Below are 22,477 nucleotides of genomic sequence, written 5' to 3'. Positions count from 1 at the left end.
ATCCTGAAAAGCCACCATCTTCACGGCGTCGTTTATGCAAACAACAAAGGGACCAGATTTCCCCTAGCCTAAGAATTTCTTAATCAATTCAAGTCCGGCAGTACCACTGCGCTCCGGATGAAATTGAGTTGCAAAAATGTTATTGCGACGAACCGCCGCGCATATCCGATGCCCGCCGTATATGCACTCGGCCAGCTTATCTTCATCGCGGTCGGGGTGGGCGGAGTATGAATGCACGAAATAAAATGCAGGCTGTTCACTCTCCCACCCATCCAGAGGCGTTCCTGCCCATGAAGGCTGGGAATGCGGAAGCACAAGATGATTCCAGCCAATATGAGGTACACGCTGCGCATCGCCCTCAACTGTCTTGGCCGGCACCGCTTTTACTTGGCCTGGAAGTATCCCCAGGCCATTGTGGTCACCAAATTCCTCACTCCCATCGAAAAGCATCTGCATTCCAACGCAGATGCCGAACAGTGGTCTCTCGGTTTCCGAGAATCGGCGAATGGCTTCATCGAGCCCGCGTTCCGCGAGCTCTCTAATTACATCTGCAAAAGCCCCAACACCTGGCACTACGAGACGATCCGCAGAAACAACGTCTTTAGGATCCTCAATAATGCGAACAGTAGCGCCGCAATATTCAAATGCCCTGGCGACATTCAGTAAATTCGCCATACCGTAGTCAAGTAACGTGATATTTCTATTTACCAAAGGTCACCTTCCTAACAGGCAAATCAGCCGCTAGTGCCGCACTACGAATGTCATCAATAGTCAGTCGGTTATAGTGCAATACATCAGCCATTGCGATGGCATCTGCCTTACCTAACTTGGCCGCATCCACCATATGCTCGACTTTACCCATACCACCGCTAGCGATAACAGGTACCGAAACCGCTTCACTTATCTGGCGAATCAAGTCAATGTCAAAGCCTTTCCGAGTGCCCTCTCGGTCCACTGAGGTGACGAGCACCTCACCAGCACCTAACTCGACACCTCTTACAGCCCACTCGACAACATCCAGCCCTGTGCGCTCCCTACCATTATCTGTGTAGGCTTCCCACTTACCTGGCGCTTGCTCTTTTGCCTCGATAGACAAAACCATCGCCTGAGAGCCAAAACGCCTTGAAACCTCACGAATCAGCTCCGGCCTCAATACTGCGGCCGTATTTATGGCAACTTTATCCGCCCCAGAACGCAAGATGTGTCTCGCATCATCAATACTGCGTATCCCACCCGCCACGGTAATAGGGACAAATACCCTATCAGCAGCACGGCGAATGATATCGCTTAGATTATTTCGACCATAGAGGCTCGCAACGATGTCAACATAAAGCAACTCATCAGCGCCCGCCTCGGCATAGCGGACTGCATATTCCTGAGGGTCACCAACAACACGCAACCCCTCAAGGTGAATGCCCTTGATGAGATTGGGCCCCTTGATATCTAAGCGCGGTATTAATCGCAAATTGCTCATTTAAAAGTCCAGCCCATTACTTCTTGTGCTGTTCGTGCCATACCGCATGACGCAGCTTCCACTCACCATTGTCCCACGCCCAAAGATGTGGACTGCGGAAAGTGTCAGCCAAGGTAGTGAAGTATTCGCGCGACATAATAGGCTCTTCAAACATCTGGCTAGCACGAGGGAACTCTTCAGGCGTGATACTCAGGTAGCGGAAAATCTCCTCAGCAAACCGCTCCGGAAACTCATGATCAAATCGTTTTACAAGCGCTGCCCCTTCCTCGCGAGTGATGTCGCCCGATCGAATTTCCTGCGCAGCATCGTAACTGGCTCGACCCAGGCCAAACTTCACGCCTGTCGTGTAGTAGTGGAAGTCATCAATCCTGTCATCAATGCTATTGTACTTACTGTAAGTGCCTGGCGTTCTTTCTGGTGAAGCCTCAAAACCGCCATGCTCAACGGCATAGTAATAGCAACTCTGCGGATGCCATTTCAAGTAATAGCCCAGATAATGAACTTCGACCTTCTGCTCTTCAATCTGGTGCGGATCAGCGGGCAGATAAGGCAGCAGGTCTTGCTGCTCTACATCGAAGAATTTCTTTAAATCAGGTACAGACACGCCACCTAGACTGACCTTCGACTGATCGTCGGAAGTAAAATATGACCAATCTCGTTTGGCCGATTCAGTATCCCCAATTGGATTACCATATTCAGCTTCGTTTTCACCAAAAAAAACCAATGGTATTTTATGCAGAAGCGCCATTTTGGGCGCAAGTGCCTTTTGCCCAAACATAAAAGCTTGGAAAGGATGAAAGAGATTATCTACCGCGAGGCGAGTTAATAGGCGATGCACTCGACCATTGGGTGTCATCAGGAGGTTGTCATGGCCTGCATGAATCCAACTTTGGAAATTACGCCACCCCCACTCTGTGTATACGTGTGGTGCCCACGTCACAGTTAGCGGGTGCATACCATACTTGGTTCTCAATATATGGGATGCGTAAAAGCTATCTTTACCACCAGAGCCGGGAACAATACAGTCGTAGCTACCGTCCTTACTACGGTGCTGGTCGCACAACTCACGCAACTGACGCTCGCGATCATCCCAGTTGATACTGGCATGCTTTCTCTCCGCGAACCGGCAGGCATCACACACGCCGTGCTCATCGAAGTGAATGGTCTTCTTTTTGGTTGCCTTAGTGTGGGAGTATTCAACTGCCGAGTTTGGTCGCTGATTGGAAATGACACAGCGCACGCAATACTGCACTTCGCTAGGCAAGCCATATTTAGCTTCGGAAGTATCTGCCGAAACTGAAAATGCAGCCTTATCAATTTTCGAAGGGTACGGAATTTTGTTCATAAGAAACCACTATCCATCAATAAATATTTTAACGCTCTATCAGCTAGTCAACACACTACAACTAACCAATACCCGTATCATCAGCACTCTACCTTCAATTGCCATGAGGCAATAAAATAGGGCGCCCTTTAAACTGAAGCCTTCCAGTATCAGCGCGACACTTGACCTTCAGCATATTACAAGATTTATTCAGGAAACGCATCGCGCGGCACCCATGCAGGCCCTGAAGCTCACACTCCGCCTTCCAGCAGTTCCAGAATCACCGCCTCCACTCTCGCAGCAGCACCTCCGTCAAAAAGGTGAGGCCGCTGAAGCTCAAGAGGACGGTCGAGAACGTCGCGAATTGCCCCCCCCAGATCTCTATGAGCCTCTACCGCTCTGGCTACGCCAAGCTCTGCAAGCGGTAAATCGTGAGAAAAAATAGAATCCATGCACTGGATGACTGGCAGGCCTAGGTAAGCTGCCTCCAGCCCGACAGTCGAGCTTGCGGTGACAATACAGTCCGCGGCGCAGAGCAAATGGTCCAGCGCCTCAGATGAATCACTGTAATGAACACGATCTGCCACAATTGACGGGGGGCGAGACTCACTGGGATGCAAGCGCATGATCAGGTGCACATCAGGATCATCGCCAAATGCCTCAAAGAGGTATTTTTCGACATTAACAGGATAGTTTTCGTCACCAAGGGCGCCAGAAAAAGGATGCCGACTTGGTTCTGGCTGCGAGATCCATACAACTAGCGATTGAGATTCCTCAATGCCTAATCGATGACGGAACATACGCCTACACTGAGAGCGGTCAATGTGAGCCAATCGATCAAATGCCGGATTACCCGTGACGCTGATTCGAGACAAATGCAAACCCGCTCTCTCGAAGCGCTCGCAAACCTGCTGGTTCAAGACGCAGACCTTACTTGCGTAGCGATCTGACGCACACCATTCAATTTCATAGTATGCATACAGATCGACCAAGCAAACGGAGGGAATACCCAGTTCGCGTGCAGCCTCGAGTGCCGCACGCTCTGACCTTGGAGAGTTGGTGGAAACAACCAGCCTTGGTCGCTCCTTTTTAAAAAGCTCAATAAAGAAATCAGTGGGGAGGAATATCTGCCTGCCGGAGAGGGCGTACATTTCTTTGGCTTTTACCAAGCCGTACTCTCTCACCAGCGCATGAAATCCGACACCTAGGTAGGCAGCCGTATCCCGGGGGCTAACCAGGGGATGAGAAGCGTGAGCCTTGGCCAGTATTGAACCGACATAGGGAGCACGCCTATAGGGTCGTACCCTTCCAATAAGAGCACTAAAATCTAATGTACTGATTCCCGCGCGCTCTATAGCCTGCTTTGCTGTTGTCAACCCAAGGACGGCAACATCCACCTCCCGATCTCTAAGGCGCTTTATTACAGGCAGCAACGCAGCGGAATGCCCACCACCGTAGCAGACAAATAGAATCTTATCCTGAATGCTACTCATACCCTTTCCTTGTACCATGCCCGAGTTGGCGGATAACATTCTGCCCTTACCGCAAGTGGAACCTGACAGATAAACATGAATAGAGGAACAATCAAAGCAACAACACCTAGTCCCTCAAGAAAGAAAGCCGGAAGGCCCGCAAAAAACAACAAGCCATACCCACTAAACTCTCGAACACATAGAGACAAGAGTATAATCAAGAGCGCCGCAAATAAAAACGCAAGATATACCCCACCTCTGATGTAGTCGCCCTCATAGAACGAGGTAAAAATAGTATTCCTAGTCAGCACTCCCAAAAGCCCACCCCCACCTATAGACACGGTGGGCTGATAGCCAATACTGGCCGACATGAAGCCAACTATTTTGTCCTGCAATGAGACCACAAAGGAGAGGATCAGACTTATAAGAAATGCACCTAAGCGCCAGTTCCACGCCGAAAACCTAAAAGCATAGATACACACCACCAGGATACCGATCAACACAGACGCGGAGCTTAGATTCAAGAACACAAAAGAGCATATTAGATAAATCGCCCGCCTAGAACAGAGAAAGTACAAAAAAATATAACCAACAGACAAAGCAACAAACACAGCACGGTAGCTAACCAATGCAATCAAGACAGGCAGCAAGATAGAAAGATATGAAAATCTCGCATGGACAAAGAGCCGCATGATGGGAATGAAGAACAGCGCAACGCCGAATGCCACCAGCCACGCTCCACCTATATAACTCAAGAAATCAAAATAATAAAACAAACCGGACCGTATCAAGTGGATCCAGATAAGTGGAGGCTGATCAAGAATATTACCTCCGAGATCGAGAATTTCGCGCACATAGAGAACTTGTGACGTATACCCATCAATCGCCTCCCCCTCCCCTGCCACCGGCAAAAATCCCTTACCACTCAGGGACACTTGAATCCAACATACGAAGAGAGAAAAACAAAACAGGATTTTAAAAAAAACCTTATTGATTGATTCCTGCATAGATCTCTCTTTTATCTAACCAGCACCGTCAAGCCCTCTAAAAATCAGACCATGTCTGCCCAGTGCTTTAACGCGATGAGAGCGCGCAACTCTCTAGTCCGGTTTCGCTTACTCGAAAAATGCTCTTCACAAATAGTATTTAATTCATCATTGGAGAAAGAATCTTTGGGGAGATTGGACAGGCAGTATTCCTTCTTGGTCGTTTTGAACCACTCACCTACAGGGACTGTAAACATCTGCTTTTTTCGATAAGCGAGATGCTCACCAATAAGTGGCGCCACGGCCTTCTTGTAGATATATTTGGTCACACCATCCTTGAGCTTTAATTCACCCGGCATACGAAAGGCAAATTCCATCATCCGGTAGTCGAGAAACGGAGTACGCGCTTCAAGAGAAACAGCCATCCCCATTCGATCAGGTTTTACTAGATTATTGCCACTGAGCAGCAATTGCATATCCAGGAATAGAGCCTGATTAATCCTGTCCTGATGAGAAACTGCTTGAAAATAGGGAGCAGCAATATCGAAGGACTCAATACCACGCAGACGGGCAGCCATGTCTGGCTTGTAAAGTGCAGACTTGCCATGATCGGTAAACAAGGAAATACTATCAAAATAACGACGCTGAAACTCGCTATCTGTAAGTGCCCCAATATCAGGATTGGAGAAGAAATCCTTGTGCTTGTCATAACCGGCAAACAACTCGTCGCCGCCATCACCTGTTAGCACGACCTTTACATGTTTAGCTGCTAGCGCAGAAACGCGATAGGTAGGAAGAAACGACACATCGCCATGGGGTTGATCACAGTGATAAGTCGCCATGGGCCAGAGCTCGAGCATGTCAGGCGCGACACGCTCCATAATGTGCTGAGTGCCAAATCGACTGGCCGCCTCTTGGGCGAATATCGACTCATCGTAGCGGGGATCATCAAAGCCAATACAGAATGTCTTGACCGGCTCACTCATATGCCGGGCCATTAAACCTACGACAGTGCTGGAATCCACCCCACCCGACAAAAAAGCGCCAAACGGAACATCGCTTCTCAAGCGAAGCCGTACTGCATCATCGAGGATGTAGTTGAACTCTTCTATCCAATCAGCTTCGGATCGGCCATGTACCGGCTCGACGGGAGCCAAGTCCCACCAACGTGATACCGAGCTGCCCGCCCGGGTAATCTTCATCACATGTCCCGGCATGAGATGATGAACACCCTGATATAGAGTGAGCGGGGCAGGTACATAGTTAAAGGTCAAGTAATGATGCAAGGCCTCCTCATTCATTGCAGGATGAGGCATCCCAGCACGGAGCAGTGACTTTATTTCGGAACCAAAAGTCAGCTGAAGTCCATCGTCGTGCACATAAAGAGGTTTAACGCCAATCCGATCCCTGACTAAATAGACGGACTGCTCACGGGCATCATAAATGGCAATGGCAAACATTCCATTTAGCTTGCTGACAAAAGAAATGCCTTCACGCTCATACAAGCGCAATAGCACTTCCGTATCCGAGTGAGTGCGGCACGGGTATCCCGTCCGGGCCAAATCGACGGCGAGTTCAACGTGGTTAAATATCTCTCCGTTTTGGACGACGACAATTTGCCCGTCATCTGAAACAAATGGCTGATGACCGCCTGCAAGATCAATTATCGAAAGTCTCTGATTGCCCAGCGCGAGGCCGGGGGCACTGAAAATCCCCTGATCGTCAGGCCCGCGATGCTGAATCGCCATTCCCATGGCGCTCAATTTCTCAGGGGAAAGGGAGCGCACTCCCCGGTGGAAATAGCCAAAAATGCCGCACATTTCAGTTGCCGCCCTTTCCGAAAACTTGTTTGAACGTCAGCAGGATAATCTGAATATCCTTGAGCAGGGAGACCTGTCGAGCATATTGCAAATCCAACTCCTTGCGCTGACTCTCTGTAGCCGCCGAACGTAACGTTGCCTGAGCAAGACCCGTGATACCCGGACGCACACTGAGGCGTAGGCTCCATTCCGCATCAGTGTAAAGCGACCGCTGTGCAGGTACATCTGGGCGAGGTCCCACAACACTCATTGATCCCGAAAGCACATTCAGTAATTGAGGCAGCTCATCAAGGCTAGTTCGCCTGATAAACCTTCCCACTCTGGTGATACGGGGGTCCCCATCTGCGGTGGAATAGCCCCCAAGCTTATCAGCATCTATTACCATGCTACGAAATTTATAGATGAAGAACTCATGCCCACCCCGACCAATACGCTTCTGCTTGAACAGCACGGGGCCGAAGTCAGAAAAATAGATAGCAGCTGCAACTCCGATCATGAGGGGTGAAAGAAGAACAATCGCCACAAGTGAGCTAGAAAAATCAAATATTCGCTTCATTAAATGCCACTCTTTCCCGTGATCGCATCATATGGAGTACCGCGATAGCACTGATACCGAATGCTATTCCCGCCAATCCTAAGCGCCATATTGCCAACGGCCCCACTAGCCATGACCCGGCAGGCTTCAAACAGAAGAAATCTATCAATACTGCCACTGAGACCACGACAGCAATTAGCGCTCCGAGCGGAAGAATGTACGCCCCTCCTAGCCCAGCGTTAAGCACAGCCCCTCCAGTAGCCCGAGCAAGATTAATAGCCAGCATCATATGAAAAATCGGTAGAGCCAACATCAGAGCAATAGGTTCTTTCAGCCAAAGGCCAGGAATGCAAAGTAAAGGAAGGAACAACATGACCGCAGCGGTACGGCGCAGAACCTGCCCGGGCCGTCTTTGCGCATTTACAGCAGCCGCAGCGAGGCTTGAAATACCAACGAAGGGTACGCTTAGCAACGCGACCTGTGTGAGAGTCGTAATGTGCTGTAGACCCGCAGTGCTTATCTGCCCGCCACCAAATAGTATGAATATCGCAGCATCGATGAATGGAAGCCCACACAGTACGATTACGATGGACAGCAGCACCGACCGCTGTAACGACACACGCAGAATCTCGTTGAAAGCAACGATATCCTGTCGATCATGAGCCTCACTCAATCGAGGAAAGGCCACAGTAGCGAGGGTGGTAATAAGAATACCAAGCGGCAATTCGATCAACTTAACGGCGTAATTGAACGCCGCTAACTCGCCCTCTCCGAGCCATGATGCCCCCGCCCGAAGGACTAGGGGCACTATCACCAGTAGAGAGGCCGAAGCTAGCCCTGCAACAAAACCAAGCAATAACTGGCGATCCAGAACCCACCCACAAGACACGTCATGCTTTTTAGGCAGACGTCCGACTCGAAGCGCTGAAAGCTGAATAACCCAGCGAGCTAATGCACCTAGGAAAATCCCGGCACATAGCCAAGAGAGATACCGCCCACCAACAGCCAACGCGTAGAACAGCCCACCAATAATGCAGAGGTTGAATATCAACGTACCGCAGCCTGCCACAAAAAAACGGTCTTTTGAATTCAACGCCGCCGAACTAACACCAGATAGCGCAGTTAGCGGGATAGCGGCCGCAATGGCATAGATCATCCAACTGTCCAGCCAGCGCAACGGACTGAGCAGACCTGGAGCAAGCAAGTAGAGCCAAACAGTCGGCGCCACTGCAAATATCGCCGCTAGCACGGCGAATCCCCCTCCCACTACAATAGAGGCCTGGAGAAAAAGCGCCGCCGCTTTGTCTGAGTCTGCCGATCTCAATGCAGGAACTAGCGCGACACTTAATCCCCCGGACAAGAGGAGATTGACAAGAAGATCAGGGATCGAGAGAAGAATGATTGCGATATCTGCTTCAGCGGACAAACCGAAAGAAGACGCGATTAAAACTTCCCGACCGAAACCTGCCAGCCGCCCGCCCATCAAAGCCAAGCCCAAAAAGAGCCCAGCCCCAAGCAAGTTTCGCTGCGCCTGCGTCATCAATTCAACCTGCGTGCCTTTATCGACTCAACTATCATCTCTACTTTTTCTTGAACGTCTCGATGCTTAGCTTGCAAAAGCTCCGAATCATACCCCTTACTTTCCTGATATGCGCTCTTTAGTTTGCTAACTTCGGCGGAGAAGTCCATTTGCTTTTTGATTTCGGCAACAGACGAAGCCTGACGATGAAACGTTCTAGACAGAATGGCGGCACTGGATCCTAGACGAGCATGCTCGGCCAGTAGCAGCTCCGCTGGCAACAACCCCTCGCCGACACGAGCGATGCCGCCTATGCCAAAAGGTTTACCACTATCGCGTAATATCGTAGCCATGCTATCGACCATTCCGCTGGCCAGAGGCTCAAACATGAAGTCGAGGCCAAGCTCCAGATGAAGGTCGTTTAGACCGATATGCACCTCATCAACACCTGGCACTTCGATGCACGCTTTCAAATTGGCAGCAGCAGATACCGTCTCAACGAGAAGGTTGCAGCGCGCACGCCCCCCCACAGCCGCTATGAATAACTCAACCTCCTCTACACGATGAAACATCGGAAGCATGAGCACATCAGCACCTGCCTCAATTGCGAGATCGATCTCAGCCTTGCTTCCCTCATGGATTGGGTTCACACGAACCAGCAAACGCCCCTCTGGCACTACAGGCCTAATCCTACGAACATCATCCAATGTGTGCCGACTGATCACGGTGTTAAGGTGCCCCTGACGCGCATCCTTACCAAGAATCTCAGTATCTACAAAGATACGATCCACGCCACTAGTGATGGCAAACTCTGCCAGATCGAGGCAATTGGTTATCATGAAAAGCTTCATCAATAAACCTCTGCACCCAGAAAAACATGATCAGCAAAAAAAGCCATATAGTCATCCATACTAATTTAGCCACGGAGCCTTACAAGAGCCCCAACCATCAGAAGTAGCATTGAGTTCATTAATTCCAAAAGGAAACAACAGACATATCAATAGCGAGCCTTTACAGTGAACCTGAAGCAGCCATGCAAAATATTTTATGTCCTTACAATAATCAGAAACAGATCACTTGGCGCCTAAGTACTACCAGTAATCACTTCATCCTTCACTGTGCCAATGGCGCGTAGCGGGAACACGGCCTAGGGACGCTGGAGCCAATCGATAGGAAATCCAATCGAAGCACTCAACCACTCGCGGGTCGGATTGAGAGCGCTTAGTCCATAGAAAGAAAATTTGCGGGCCGTAGCAGTATCGTACAGCGCCGAAAAGAATACCCAGAGGAAGGATCAAGGAGTACCGCACAAGCAAATCCCTTAACGATAACGAAACCAGAGGGACTCAGCCCTAGGTGCGAGCTACTGGCTTAGCTACCTGCAATACGCCAGAGAGTGGAGAAACGACCTTGCTCCAACTAGACAACTGGAGTCGCATTCTGCCTGCTTCCTAGTATTTCGCAAGCAGGGAGGTGTCAGCACCAGCCTTGAAGACGGGGGATTCACAGCGCGCCCCTCCGCTCAATTACTTCAAGCTAAAGCCTACTCCTCTTCGTTAACCCGATCCCGCAACTCCTTACCCGGTTTGAAGTGCGGCACGAACTTCCCATCCAGACGAACAGACTCGCCGGTCTTTGGATTGCGTCCCGTCCGCGGCGCGCGGAAATGCAAGGAGAAGCTGCCAAAGCCGCGTATCTCGATACGATCCCCCGTGGCCAATGCCTGGGACATCTGCTCGAGCATGGTCTTGATGGCAAGCTCCACATCCTTCGAGGAAAGCTGGCCCTGGTGGGTAACGATTCGTTCGATCAACTCCGACTTGGTCATGGTTTTTCCCTTCTATATCAAGCGGCTAGATCAGCTCTATGCGGTTTTAGCATGACCACGGAGCTTTGAACAGCCCTAATAACCGAGGGTAAAACTCAGACAACAAAAAGGGCGGCCGAGGCCGCCCTTTTTGATGAAGGAATCAGGACTTAGCCCTGGTTCTCCATCTGAGCGCGGATCAGATCACCAATGGTGGTCGGACCGGTGCTCTCGGATTCCTGCTTGCGCAGTTCCTTCATTGCGTCTTTCTCGTCGTCCACGTCTTTCGACTTGACGGACAGGCTGATGACGCGGCTCTTACGGTCGATGCTGATGATCTTAGCTTCAACTTCTTCGCCTTCTTTCAGCACGTTGCGCGCGTCTTCAACGCGGTCACGGCTGATTTCGGAGGCTTTCAGGATGCCTTCGATGTCATCGCCCAGGGTGATTACAGCGCCCTTGGCATCAACTTCCTTGACGATACCGCGCACGATGGTGCCTTTCTCGTTCAGGGAGGCGTAGTTGGAGAACGGATCGTCTTCCAGCTGCTTGATACCCAGGGAGATGCGCTCGCGCTCCGGATCTACGGACAGGATGACGGTATCCAGCTCGTCGCCTTTCTTGAAACGACGTACGGCCTCTTCGCCAACTTCGTTCCAGGAAATGTCGGACAGATGAACCAGGCCGTCGATGCCGCCTTCGAGACCAATGAAGATACCGAAATCGGTGATCGACTTGATGGTGCCGGAGATCTTGTCGCCTTTATTGAAGCGACCGGAGAAGTCTTCCCACGGGTTGGATTTGCACTGCTTGATACCCAGGGAGATACGACGACGCTCTTCGTCGATGTCGAGAACCTGAACTTCCACTTCGTCGCCAACCTGAACGACTTTGGACGGGTGGATGTTCTTGTTGGTCCAATCCATCTCGGAAACGTGCACCAGACCTTCCACGCCTTCTTCCAGCTCTGCGAAGCAGCCGTAGTCGGTCAGGTTGGTAACGCGCGCAGTTACGCGGGTGCCTTCCGGGTAGCGAGCCTTGATGGCAACCCATGGGTCTTCGCCCAGTTGCTTCAGGCCCAGGGAGACGCGGTTGCGCTCGCGGTCGAACTTCAGAACCTTGACGTCGATCTCGTCGCCAACGTTGACGATCTCGGACGGGTGCTTGATGCGCTTCCAAGCCATGTCGGTGATGTGCAGCAGGCCGTCTACGCCGCCCAGGTCAACGAATGCGCCGTAGTCAGTGAGGTTCTTGACGATACCTTTGACTTGCTGGCCTTCCTGCAGGGATTCCAGCAGAGCTTCACGCTCGGCGCTGTTCTCGGCTTCCAGGACACTGCGGCGGGAAACGACAACGTTGTTGCGCTTCTGGTCGAGCTTGATGACTTTGAACTCGAGCTCTTTGCCTTCCAGGTGAGTGGTGTCGCGCACGGGGCGGACGTCCACCAGGGAGCCCGGCAGGAACGCGCGGATGCCGCTGACGTCGACGGTGAAACCGCCTTTGACCTTGCCGTTGATAACGCCCTTGACCACTTCTTCAGCAGCGAAAGCAGCTTCCAGAACAATCCAGCACTCGGCGCGCTTGGCTTTCTCGCGGGACAGCTTGGTTTCACCAAAGCCATCTTCTACCGCGTCCAGCGCAACGTGAACTTCGTCACCCACGCTGATGGTCAGCTCGCCCTGTTCGTTGTAGAACTGCTCGACCGGGATGACGCCCTCGGACTTGAGGCCAGCATGCACGGTGACCCAGTCACCGTCGATGTCGACCACGATGCCGGTGATGATGGCACCCGGCTGCATGTCGAGGGATTTCAGGCTTTCTTCAAAAAGTTCTGCAAAGCTTTCGCTCATGATCATACCTGTAGTCAAAGGCCACTAAAGGCCCTATTCCGCACTACCAGCAAATGCGGTCAAGTCAGTGATTAAAGGTGAAAGGGACGTTAACTGGTATCCCGTCCCACCCCTGCGGCACCACGCTCAGTCGGACGACTGGCAATGAGGCACATCCTTTCGGAATCAGAACCGACTCGACCTCTAACGAGAGAAATCAAGCCGACATAAGGGCTGGAATGTTAGCAATGAGGCTGACTGCCGTCAATTGCCACGACTTGGCGAAGCCGGGCATTCAGCCCGACGGATCGCCAATGCCCTGGTCGCTGTGAAAACGACAACGCCGCGACCGGGGGCCGCGGCGTTGTCGGCGTAGATACCCGATCAGTCATCCAGCCCCAGATCAGCAAAAGCCGCGAGAATCCGCTCCAGCACCTCGTCGATGCTCAGATGGGTGGAGTCGAGGATCAGCGCATCCGCAGCGGGCTTGAGCGGCGCGACGGAGCGCTGTGTATCACGCTCATCCCGCTCGATGATCTCGTTCAGCAGGGAAGCCATCTCGACTTCCATGCCCTTGCCTTTCAGTTGCAGATAGCGGCGGCGCGCGCGCTCCTCTGCAGTGGCGGTGAGGAATATCTTCAGCGGTGCATCGGGGAACACCACGGTGCCCATGTCGCGCCCATCGGCGACCAGGCCGGGCGCCTCCTGGAAGGCACGCTGACGCTGCAACAGCGCATCGCGCACCGCCGGCAATGCGGCAACCTGCGAAGCCCCCGCCCCCACCGTCTCGGTGCGGATGACGTCGGAGACGTCCTCACCTTCGAGGATGATCCGCTGCACGCCACCGGCATTGGAGAGGAACTGCACATCGAGATGCGCCGCCAGAACCTTCAGCGACTCCTCGTTGGTCAGGTCGACGCCATGATTGCGTGCGGCGAAGGCCAGCAGGCGATAAAGCGCACCGGAGTCCAGTAGGTTCCAGCCGAGGCGCTTGGCCAGCAAGCCCGCGACCGTGCCCTTGCCCGAGCCACCCGGGCCGTCGATGGCGATGACCGGCGCTGCAGTACTCATCACTTGCCCTCTTCGGCGACTTGGATGCCGACCTGCGCCGCCAGCCCGAGGAAGTTCGGGAAGGAGGTCGCGACGTTGGCGCAATCATGGATACGGATTGCCCCGCCCGCCCGCAGCGAAGCGACACTGAAGGACATGGCAATACGGTGGTCGCCGTGGCTCCAGACCTCACCACCACCGAAGGCCCCGCCGTCGATGATGATGCCGTCCGGGGTCGGCTCGGCCTTCACGCCCAGCGCCACCAGGCCATCAGCCATGACCTGGATACGGTCGGATTCCTTGACCCGCAGTTCTTCGGCGCCACGCAGTACGGTACGCCCTTCGGCACAGGCGGCAGCGACGAACAACACCGGGAACTCGTCGATGGCCAGCGGCACCAGGTCCTCGGGAATATCGATGCCCTTGAGCTTCGCTGCGCGCACGCGAATATCAGCAACCGGCTCGCCACCCACTTCGCGCTGGTTCTCCAAGGTGATATCGGCGCCCATCAGCTTGAGGATGTCGATCACGCCGGTACGGGTCGGGTTGATGCCCACGTGTTCCAGCAGTAGTTCGGAGCCCTCGGCGATGCTCGCGGCGACCAGGAAGAAGGCTGCCGAGGAAATGTCCGCAGGCACTTCGATATGGGTCGAAGACAGCTTGTGACCGCTTTCCACGGTTGCAGTGCTGCCATCCACGGCAACGGGGTAGCCGAAGCCCTGCAGCATGCGCTCGGTGTGATCTCGGGTCGGCGCGGGCTCGGTGACGGAGGTCTCACCGGCGGCATAGAGACCGGCGAGCAGCAGGCAGGATTTGACCTGAGCACTGGCCATCGGCATCTCGTAGCTCATGCCGGTAAGGCGGTGGCCACCACGGATGACCATCGGAGGACGGCCTTCGGCGGCAGTTTCGATCACCGCGCCCATTTCGCGCAGCGGCTTGGCCACGCGATTCATCGGGCGCTTGGACAGCGAAGCGTCGCCGGTCAGGGTGGTGTCGAACGGCTGGGCGGCGAGCAGGCCACTGAGCAGGCGCATGGAGGTACCGGAGTTACCCAGGTACAACGGGCCGGGCGGCTGCTTCAGGCCATGCAGGCCAACACCATGGATGGTCACGCGGCCATGGTGCGGGCCCTCGATAACCACCCCCATGTCGCGGAACGCCTGCAGGGTCGCCAGGGCGTCTTCGCCCTCGAGAAAGCCCTCGACCTCGGTCGTGCCCTCGGCCAGGGAGCCGAGCATGATCGAGCGGTGGGAAATGGACTTATCGCCCGGAACGCGGATACGCCCGGAAAGGCGGCCACCCGGCTGGGCCAGGTAAATCAGGTCGTTATTGTGCATGGCGTCCACATAGGCCCTGCGGGCCAGGATTTTACTGAAATGTTCGCGGGCGACGCGGGCGCGAGTGAAAACGCCCAGCAGTTGATGCCCATCCCCAGCGTCGACCGCGTCGCGCAAGGCGTCGAGGTCGCCACGAAATGCGTCCAGCACCCGCAGCACGGCCTCGCGGTTGGCGAGAAAGATGTCGTGCCACATGACTGGATCACTGCCAGCGATCCGCGTGAAGTCGCGGAAGCCACCGGCGGCATAGCGGAAAATCTCCAGGTTCTCGCTGCGCTTGGCGAGCGAATCCACCAGGCCGAATGCCAACAGATGCGGCAAGTGGCTGGTGGCGGCAAGCACTTCGTCGTGATGCTCGACCTGCATGTGCTCGACGTCGGCACCCAGCTCGCGCCAGAGCGCATCGACCAGAGCCAGCGCGTCGGCATCGGTGGAATCCTGAGGCGTCAGGATCACCTTATGGCGACTGAAGAGCGCGCCATTGGCCGCCTCCACCCCGCTCTGCTCGGAGCCGGCGATGGGGTGCCCGGGCACGAAACGCGCCGGCATACCATCGAAAGCCAGGCGCGCGGCACGCACGACATTGCCTTTGGCGCTGCCGACATCGGTCAGCACCACATTGCCGAGATCGAGCTGCGCCAGCTCTTTCAGCAGGCGCTCCATGGCCAGGATAGGCACGGCGAGCTGGATCACCGCAGCCCCCTGACAGGCGGCAGCGAGATCGACCTCGCAACGGTCGACCACGCCCAGCTCCACGGCCAGGCGGCGCGACTCGGCGTCCAGATCGACACCCACGACTTCATCGAACGCCCCCTTCTCACGCAGCCCCTTGGCAAAGGAGCCGCCGATCAGGCCAAGCCCGATCACCACGAGGCGCCCGAGCTTAGGAGAACGCTGTTGCAGCGGCATGACATCAGCCACGGGCAAGCACCTGCCCCAGAACGTCGAGGAAGCGCTGGTTCTCCTGGGGGAGACCGATGGAAACACGCAAGAAGTTCGGCATGCCATAACCGGCTACCGGGCGCACGATAACGCCAGCAGCCAGCAAGGCCTTGTTGATCCCGGCAGTATCACGACCGAAATCGATGGCAATGAAGTTGCCACGGGACGGAATCCACCCCAAGCCCAGCGCGCGGCAACCGTCTTCCAGTTGCGCCATGCCGGCATCATTGAGACGACGGCTTTCGGCCAGGTAATCCACATCCGCCAGGGCCGCGCACGCGGCTGCCAGGGCGAGACTGTTGACGTTGAACGGCTGGCGCACACGGTTCAGCACATCGGCGACACGGGCCGAGGAAATCCCGTAGCCGACGCGCAGCGCAGCGAGGCCGAAAGCCTTGGAGAAGGTGCGGGAGACCAGCAGGTTCGGATAGCGCGCCAGGTAGTCGAGACCATCAGGCAGCTCATCGCCCGATGCATACTCGATATAGGCCTCATCCAGCACCACCAGCACGTTCTCCGGCACCTTGGCGAGGAAACCATCCAGCGCTTCCGGGCCGAACCAGGTACCGGTCGGGTTGTTCGGGTTGGCGACGAAGACGACGCGGGTCTGCTCATCGATGGCCGCCAGCATCGCCGGCAGGTCATGCCCCCAATCCTTGGCCGGCACCACCTTGGCAGTCGCACCGACAGCCTGGGTGACGATGGGATAGACGGCAAAAGCATGCTCGCTGAAGACCGCGTTCAGCCCCGGAGCCAGGTAGGCACGCCCCACCAGCTCGAGGATGTCGTTGGAGCCGTTGCCCAGGGTTACCTGCTCCGGCTTCAGGTCATAACGCTCGGCCAGGCGACGCTTGAGCTCGAAGCCATTGCCGTCCGGGTAACGGGTCAGCTCGGCCAGCTCGGCACGAATGGCCTCGAGCACCTTCGGGCTCGGGCCCAAGGGGTTCTCGTTACTGGCCAGCTTGACGATGCCGGCCGGGTCGAGGTTCAGCTCGCGGGCCAGCTCATCAACCGGCTTGCCCGGCACGTAAGGCGAAAGTTTCTGCACGCCCGGCTGTGCCAGGGCGAGGAAGTCGCAGCTCATGGGCGCTCCTTGGGAAATCTCTTGGGTTCAGAGAACCGCTTTCGGGTAGGACCCCAGCACCTTCAGCGCCACGGCTTCCTGGTTGATCTTCTCCAGCACATCCTTGATCAGCGGATCACGGTGATGGCCGATGAAGTCGATGAAGAACACATAGGTCCACTTGCCGCTGCGGGACGGGCGGGTCTCGATACGGGTCAAGTCGATGCCATTGGTGTGGAAGGGCACCAACAACTCATGCAGCGCGCCGGGCTTGTTGCGCATGGAGACGATGACCGAAGTCTTGTCGTCGCCGGTGGGCGGCACTTCCTGGCTACCGATGATGAGGAAGCGCGTGGAGTTGTCCGGGCGGTCCTCGATCTTCTCGCAGAGCTTGGTCAGCCCATAGAGGCTGGCGGCCACGTCGCCGGCGATGGCGGCGGAGTTCCACTCACTCTTCACCCGCTTGGCGGCGTCGGCGTTGCTGGAAACAGCCACACGCTCGACGTTCGGGTAGTGCGCGTCCAGCCACTTGCGGCACTGGGCCAGGGACTGGGCGTGGGAATAGATGCGGGTGATGTTGTCGGTCTTGGTGGTATCCCCCACCAGCAGGTGATGGTGGATACGCAGCTCCACCTCACCGCAGATAACCATGTCGTGCTCGAGGAAGCTGTCCAGCGTGTGGTTGACCGCACCCTCGGTGGAGTTCTCCACCGGCACCACGCCGAAGTTGACCGCACCGGCCGCCACTTCGCGGAACACTTCGTCGATGGCGGCCATCGGCGTGCTGATCACCGCGTGACCGAAGTGCTTCATCGCCGCAGCCTGGGTGAAGGTACCCTCCGGCCCCAGGAAGGCGACCTTGAGCGGCTGCTCCAGCGCCAGGCAGGACGACATGATTTCGCGGAACAGCCGCGCCATCTCTTCGTTGTCCAGCGGCCCCTGGTTGCGCTCCATGATGTGCTTGAGCACCCAGGCTTCACGCTCGGGGCGATAGAAGATCGGCTTTTCGCCTTCCGGCAGAGCGGCCATCTTCACCCGCGCCACATCCTGGGCGCAGCGGGCGCGATCACTGATGAGCTCGAGGATCTTCTCGTCGAGGCTATCGATACGCAGGCGCAGGGCCTTCAGTTCGTGTTCGGACATCAGCCGCGCTCCTTCTCGAACTCCGCCATGTAGGCCACCAGGGCTTCGACTGCGTCCAGGCCAACGGCGTTATAGATGGAGGCGCGCATGCCGCCCACCGAGCGATGGCCCTTGAGGTTGAGCAGGCCACGGGCGTCGGCACCGACGAGGAAGTCCTTGTCCAGGCGCTCATCGGCCAGGCGGAACGGAACGTTCATCCACGAACGCGCATTCACTGCGATCGGGTTGGTATAGAAGTCGCTCTTGTCGATGTAGCCGTAGAGCAGTTCCTTCTTCGCGCGGTTGCGCTGCTCCATAGCCTCGACGCCGCCCTGCTCCTTCAGCCACTCGAACACCAGGCCCGAGAGGTACCAGGAGAAGGTCGCCGGCGTGTTGTACATGGAGCCGTTATCCGCGGCGATCTTGTAATTGAGCATGGTCGGGCAGGAGGAGCGAGCGCGACCCAGCAGGTCTTCGCGGACGATGACCACCACCAGGCCGCTCGGGCCGATGTTCTTTTGCGCGCCGGCGTAGATCAGGCCGAAGCGGGACACATCGAGCGGGCGGGAGAGGATGTCGGAAGACATATCCACAACCAGCGGCACATCGCCGGTCTCGGGAATCCAGTCGAACTGCAGGCCACCGATGGTTTCGTTGGAGGCGTAGTGCAGATAGGCGGCATCAGCACTGAGCTTCCAGTCGTTCTGCCCAGGGATGGCGAAGTAGTCCAGGCCCTTGGCGCTGGCAGCAACGTTGACGCGGCCATAGCGGGCAGCTTCCTCGATGCTCTTCTTCGACCAGATGCCGGTCTCGACGTAGTCGGCCACGCCGTTTTCCGGAAGCAGGTTGAGCGGGATCTCGGCGAACTGCTGGCTGGCACCGCCCTGGAGGAACAGCACCTTGTAGTTGGAGGGGATGGAGAGCAGGTCGCGCAGATCCTGCTCGGCCTTCTCGGCGATGGCGACGTAATCGTCACTGCGATGGCTCATCTCCATGACGGAGAGGCCCTTGCCTTGCCAATCGAGGAGTTCCGCCTGGGCGCGTTGCAGGACAGCTTCCGGAAGCGCGGCCGGGCCGGCGCAGAAGTTAAAGGCTCGCTTGCTCACATCCACTCTCACTGGGTAGCGCGGGGGCACCTGCACCCCCACTGATGGTCTTCTACCGAGTGGACAGGCCGGCTAGGGCCCGCCCGCTCTGCAGCTTCTTACTCTTCACCTGCCGGTTGCGCGTCATCCTGCTGGACGTCGTCCGCCGGAGCGTCGGCTGCGGCATCGACTGCCACCTCGCCGTCTTCCAGCTCCTCGTCCTCGTCGACGCCGGACGGCTCCTGCACACGCTCCAGGCCAACCAGGGTCTCGTCCTTGGCCAGCTTGATCAGGGTCACGCCCTGAGTGTTGCGGCCGGAACTGGAGACTTCGTCGACACGGGTACGCACCAGGGTGCCCTGGTCGGAGATCAGCATGATCTCCTCGCCGTCCTGCACCTGAATGGCGCCGACCAGCTTGCCGTTACGCTCGTTGATGACCATGGCGATCACGCCCTGACCACCACGGCCACGGCGCGGGAACTTGCCCAGGCCGGTGCGCTTGCCGAAGCCGCGCTCCGATGCGGTGAGGATCTGCGCACCGGTTTCGGGGATCAGCATGGAGATCAGTTGCTGCTCCTTGGCCAGGCGCATGCCGCGGACACCACGGGCGGTACGGCCCATGATGCGCACCATGCTTTCGGCGAAGCGGATCACCTTACCGGCGCTGGAGAACAACATGACTTCCTTGGCGCCGTCGGTGATGGCGGCAGCGATCAAGGTGTCACCCTCATCCAGGCGCAGAGCGATCAGGCCACTGGAACGCGGCTTGCTGAACTGCACCAGCGGGGTCTTCTTCACGGTACCGAAGGCGGTGGCCATGAAGATGTAGGCACCGGTAGGCTCAGCCACCAGTTCCGGGGTATCGCCTTCGACTTCCTCGACTTCCTGCTCGACGATCTCGCCTTCGAGCACTGCGCCCTCGGCTTCCTCGAGGTCATCCTCGTCGCCGGCTTCGCGCTGCAACGCTTCCAGGTCGATCTGCAGCATCGCGGTGATGCGCTCGCCCTCGTCCAGCGGCAGCAGGTTCACCAGCGGACGACCACGTGCGGTACGCGAGGCTTCCGGGATTTCGAAGGTCTTCAGCCAGTACACCTTGCCCTTGCTGGAGAACAGCAGCAGCGTGGCGTGGCTGTTGGCGACCAACAGGTGTTCGATGTAGTCCTCGTCCTTCACACCAGTGGCGGACTTGCCGCGGCCACCGCGACGCTGCGCCTGATAAGAGGCCAGCGGCTGGGACTTGGCGTAGCCACCATGGGAGATGGTGACGACGCGCTCTTCTTCGGTGATCAGGTCGGCGATGGTCAGGTCCACCTGGGACGCGACGATCTCGGTGCGACGGGCGTCGCCGAACTCGGCCTTGACCTTCTCCAGCTCCTCGCGGATGACTTCCATCAGGCGCTCGGGGTTGGTGAGGATGCGGATCAGCTCGCCGATCAGGGTGAGGATTTCCTGGTACTCGGACAGGAGCTTCTCGTGCTCCAGGCCGGTCAGGCGGTGCAGGCGCAGCTCGAGGATGGCCTGGGCCTGCTCCGGGGACAGGTAGTACTTGCCTTCGCGCAGTCCGTACTGCGGATCCAGGTCTTCCGGACGGCAGGAATCGGCACCGGCGCGCTCGACCATGGCTTCCACGGCAGAGGATTCCCAGGCGGTGGCGATCAGGCGGTCCTTGGCCTCGGCCGGGGTCGGCGAGTTCTTGATCAGCTCGATCACCGGGTCGATGTTCGACAGGGCGACGGCCTGGCCTTCGAGGATGTGGCCGCGTTCACGGGCCTTGCGCAGCTCGTAGACGGTACGGCGGGTCACCACTTCACGGCGGTGACGGATGAACACCTCGAGCATGTCCTTGAGGTTCATCGTGCGCGGCTGGCCGTCGACCAGGGCCACCACGTTGATGCCGAACACGCTTTGCATCTGGGTCTGGGCGTAGAGGTTATTGAGCACCACCTCGCCGACTTCGCCACGACGCAGCTCGATCACTACGCGCATGCCGTCCTTGTCGGACTCGTCGCGCAGCTCGGTGATGCCTTCGAGCTTCTTCTCCTTGACCAGTTCGGCGATCTTTTCGATCAGACGCGCCTTGTTCAACTGGTAGGGCAGCTCGGTGACGATGATCTGCTGGCGGTTGCCGCCCTTCTCCATGTCCTCGATTTCGGCGCGGGCACGGATATAGATGCGGCCACGGCCGGTGCGGTAGGCCTCGATGATGCCGGCACGACCGTTGATGATGCCCGCGGTCGGGAAGTCCGGACCGGGGATGTACTGCATCAGCTCATCGACGGTCAGCTCGCCGTTGTCCATCAGCGCCAGGCAACCGTCGATGACTTCGGACAGGTTGTGCGGCGGGATGTTGGTGGCCATGCCCACGGCGATGCCGCTGGAGCCGTTGACCAGCAGGTTGGGGATCTTGGTCGGCATGACCGCCGGGATCTGCTCGGTGCCGTCGTAGTTGGGCACCCAGTCGACGGTTTCCTTGTCCAGGTCCGCCAGCAGCTCGTGGGCCAGCTTGGACATGCGCACTTCGGTGTATCGCATGGCCGCGGCGTTGTCGCCGTCCACCGAACCGAAGTTGCCCTGGCCATCGACCAGCATGTAGCGCAGGGAGAAAGGCTGGGCCATGCGCACGATGGTGTCGTACACGGCGGTATCACCGTGGGGGTGGTACTTACCGATCACGTCACCGACCACACGGGCGGATTTCTTGTACGGCTTGTTCCAGTCGTTGCTCAGCTCGCTCATGGCGAACAGCACGCGACGGTGTACCGGTTTCAGACCGTCGCGCGCATCCGGCAGGGCGCGCCCGACGATCACGCTCATCGCGTAGTCGAGGTAGGACTGTTTCAGCTCGTCTTCGATATTGACCGGGAGGATTTCTTTGGCCAGTTCGCCCATGAGAAGCCTGATTCCTTTTTCTAGTGAAACCCCGACACATCCTTCCTGGATGACGCGAGGCTCGTCGCCTGGCTGCGCCAGCACGACTCACGACAAATCAACGAGTTAAGCCACGGATCCGCACAGAATGCCGACCTTGCAAAGGGAGGCTCGATAACTGGCGGAGCTTACCACAGTCACTGCCCTGCACCCAGCCCCGCCGGGCGCAGGCCCACGCC

The 22,477-nt window shown here is 56.7% G+C and carries 17 protein-coding genes; all 17 read right to left on the bottom strand.

Translation table 11 applies throughout. The features are described from left to right. Positions 1-63: 63 nt before the first annotated feature. Positions 64-711: an imidazole glycerol phosphate synthase subunit HisH gene (hisH, locus tag RTW82_RS11445; RefSeq protein WP_316925147.1), complete on the bottom strand. Its 648-nt coding sequence runs from the start codon at positions 709-711 to the stop codon at positions 64-66. Then, positions 701-1,474 (bottom strand): imidazole glycerol phosphate synthase subunit HisF, encoded by a 774-nt coding sequence (gene hisF / locus RTW82_RS11440; RefSeq protein ID WP_081711520.1) that lies wholly within the window; start codon positions 1,472-1,474, stop codon positions 701-703. Before hisF ends, hisH begins: the two co-directional genes overlap by 11 nt. A 16-nt stretch (positions 1,475-1,490) precedes the next feature. Beyond that, positions 1,491-2,819: an N-acetyl sugar amidotransferase gene (locus tag RTW82_RS11435; RefSeq protein WP_265167938.1), complete on the bottom strand. Its 1,329-nt coding sequence runs from the start codon at positions 2,817-2,819 to the stop codon at positions 1,491-1,493. Positions 2,820-3,049: 230 nt separating this feature from the next. Beyond that, the gene (locus RTW82_RS11430; RefSeq protein ID WP_316925146.1) at positions 3,050-4,291 is read right to left on the bottom strand and encodes a CDP-glycerol glycerophosphotransferase family protein; all 1,242 of its coding nucleotides are present in this window, start codon (positions 4,289-4,291) and stop codon (positions 3,050-3,052) included. Further along, a complete protein-coding gene (locus RTW82_RS11425) occupies positions 4,288-5,277 on the bottom strand; it encodes a hypothetical protein (RefSeq protein ID WP_316925145.1) in 990 nt (329 codons plus the stop codon). Before RTW82_RS11425 ends, RTW82_RS11430 begins: the two co-directional genes overlap by 4 nt. 44 nt (positions 5,278-5,321) lie before the next feature. Next, entirely contained in the window at positions 5,322-7,076 is a 1,755-nt protein-coding gene (asnB, locus tag RTW82_RS11420; RefSeq protein WP_316925144.1) for an asparagine synthase (glutamine-hydrolyzing), read from the bottom strand. 1 nt (position 7,077) lies between these two features. Further along, positions 7,078-7,632, bottom strand: coding sequence for a sugar transferase (locus RTW82_RS11415; protein WP_265167934.1), 555 nt, complete (start codon positions 7,630-7,632; stop codon positions 7,078-7,080). After that, complete coding sequence (murJ, locus tag RTW82_RS11410) at positions 7,616-9,151, bottom strand: murein biosynthesis integral membrane protein MurJ (protein WP_316925143.1); 1,536 nt, start codon at positions 9,149-9,151, stop codon at positions 7,616-7,618. The genes RTW82_RS11415 and murJ overlap by 17 nt, the downstream gene beginning before the upstream one ends. Further along, positions 9,151-9,981 carry an aldolase/citrate lyase family protein gene (locus RTW82_RS11405; protein ID WP_316925142.1) on the bottom strand — a complete coding sequence of 277 codons (831 nt, stop codon included), beginning with the start codon at positions 9,979-9,981 and terminating at the stop codon, positions 9,151-9,153. The genes murJ and RTW82_RS11405 overlap by 1 nt, the downstream gene beginning before the upstream one ends. 692 nt (positions 9,982-10,673) lie before the next feature. Further along, on the bottom strand, positions 10,674-10,958 hold the full coding sequence (ihfB, locus tag RTW82_RS11400) for an integration host factor subunit beta (RefSeq protein WP_021221182.1): 285 nt from the start codon (positions 10,956-10,958) through the stop codon (positions 10,674-10,676). Positions 10,959-11,107: 149 nt separating this feature from the next. Then, on the bottom strand, positions 11,108-12,787 hold the full coding sequence (gene rpsA, locus RTW82_RS11395) for a 30S ribosomal protein S1 (RefSeq protein WP_043243257.1): 1,680 nt from the start codon (positions 12,785-12,787) through the stop codon (positions 11,108-11,110). A 363-nt stretch (positions 12,788-13,150) separates the two neighbouring features. Next, positions 13,151-13,837: a (d)CMP kinase gene (gene cmk / locus RTW82_RS11390; RefSeq protein WP_263404352.1), complete on the bottom strand. Its 687-nt coding sequence runs from the start codon at positions 13,835-13,837 to the stop codon at positions 13,151-13,153. Beyond that, on the bottom strand, positions 13,837-16,077 hold the full coding sequence (locus tag RTW82_RS11385; protein ID WP_316925242.1) for a bifunctional prephenate dehydrogenase/3-phosphoshikimate 1-carboxyvinyltransferase: 2,241 nt from the start codon (positions 16,075-16,077) through the stop codon (positions 13,837-13,839). The genes cmk and RTW82_RS11385 overlap by 1 nt, the downstream gene beginning before the upstream one ends. Next, positions 16,070-17,182 (bottom strand): histidinol-phosphate transaminase, encoded by a 1,113-nt coding sequence (hisC, locus tag RTW82_RS11380; protein WP_316925141.1) that lies wholly within the window; start codon positions 17,180-17,182, stop codon positions 16,070-16,072. The genes RTW82_RS11385 and hisC overlap by 8 nt, the downstream gene beginning before the upstream one ends. 27 nt (positions 17,183-17,209) lie before the next feature. Then, complete coding sequence (gene pheA, locus RTW82_RS11375) at positions 17,210-18,304, bottom strand: prephenate dehydratase (protein WP_410478789.1); 1,095 nt, start codon at positions 18,302-18,304, stop codon at positions 17,210-17,212. Beyond that, entirely contained in the window at positions 18,304-19,389 is a 1,086-nt protein-coding gene (serC, locus tag RTW82_RS11370) for a 3-phosphoserine/phosphohydroxythreonine transaminase (protein WP_021221176.1), read from the bottom strand. Before serC ends, pheA begins: the two co-directional genes overlap by 1 nt. Before the next feature lie 98 nt (positions 19,390-19,487). Further along, positions 19,488-22,259 (bottom strand): DNA gyrase subunit A, encoded by a 2,772-nt coding sequence (gyrA, locus tag RTW82_RS11365; protein WP_316925140.1) that lies wholly within the window; start codon positions 22,257-22,259, stop codon positions 19,488-19,490. Between the last annotated feature and the right edge of the window lie 218 nt (positions 22,260-22,477).

The sequence above is a fragment of the Pseudomonas sp. zfem005 genome (assembly GCF_032621735.1).
Lineage (GTDB): Bacteria > Pseudomonadota > Gammaproteobacteria > Pseudomonadales > Pseudomonadaceae > Metapseudomonas > Metapseudomonas solani.
This window is presented reverse-complemented; position numbering and strand designations above follow the sequence as displayed.

Coding starts and splice junctions, on each gene's coding strand:
- RTW82_RS11430 (WP_316925146.1), bottom strand. CDS start 4,291: ATGAGTAGCATTCAGGATAAGATTCTATTTGTCTGCTACGGTGGTGGG.
- hisC (WP_316925141.1), bottom strand. CDS start 17,182: ATGAGCTGCGACTTCCTCGCCCTGGCACAGCCGGGCGTGCAGAAACTT.
- gyrA (WP_316925140.1), bottom strand. CDS start 22,259: ATGGGCGAACTGGCCAAAGAAATCCTCCCGGTCAATATCGAAGACGAG.
- RTW82_RS11415 (WP_265167934.1), bottom strand. CDS start 7,632: ATGAAGCGAATATTTGATTTTTCTAGCTCACTTGTGGCGATTGTTCTT.
- pheA (WP_410478789.1), bottom strand. CDS start 18,304: ATGTCCGAACACGAACTGAAGGCCCTGCGCCTGCGTATCGATAGCCTC.
- ihfB (WP_021221182.1), bottom strand. CDS start 10,958: ATGACCAAGTCGGAGTTGATCGAACGAATCGTTACCCACCAGGGCCAG.
- RTW82_RS11405 (WP_316925142.1), bottom strand. CDS start 9,981: ATGAAGCTTTTCATGATAACCAATTGCCTCGATCTGGCAGAGTTTGCC.
- murJ (WP_316925143.1), bottom strand. CDS start 9,151: ATGACGCAGGCGCAGCGAAACTTGCTTGGGGCTGGGCTCTTTTTGGGC.
- RTW82_RS11435 (WP_265167938.1), bottom strand. CDS start 2,819: ATGAACAAAATTCCGTACCCTTCGAAAATTGATAAGGCTGCATTTTCA.
- asnB (WP_316925144.1), bottom strand. CDS start 7,076: ATGTGCGGCATTTTTGGCTATTTCCACCGGGGAGTGCGCTCCCTTTCC.
- rpsA (WP_043243257.1), bottom strand. CDS start 12,787: ATGAGCGAAAGCTTTGCAGAACTTTTTGAAGAAAGCCTGAAATCCCTC.
- hisF (WP_081711520.1), bottom strand. CDS start 1,474: ATGAGCAATTTGCGATTAATACCGCGCTTAGATATCAAGGGGCCCAAT.
- cmk (WP_263404352.1), bottom strand. CDS start 13,837: ATGAGTACTGCAGCGCCGGTCATCGCCATCGACGGCCCGGGTGGCTCG.
- RTW82_RS11425 (WP_316925145.1), bottom strand. CDS start 5,277: ATGCAGGAATCAATCAATAAGGTTTTTTTTAAAATCCTGTTTTGTTTT.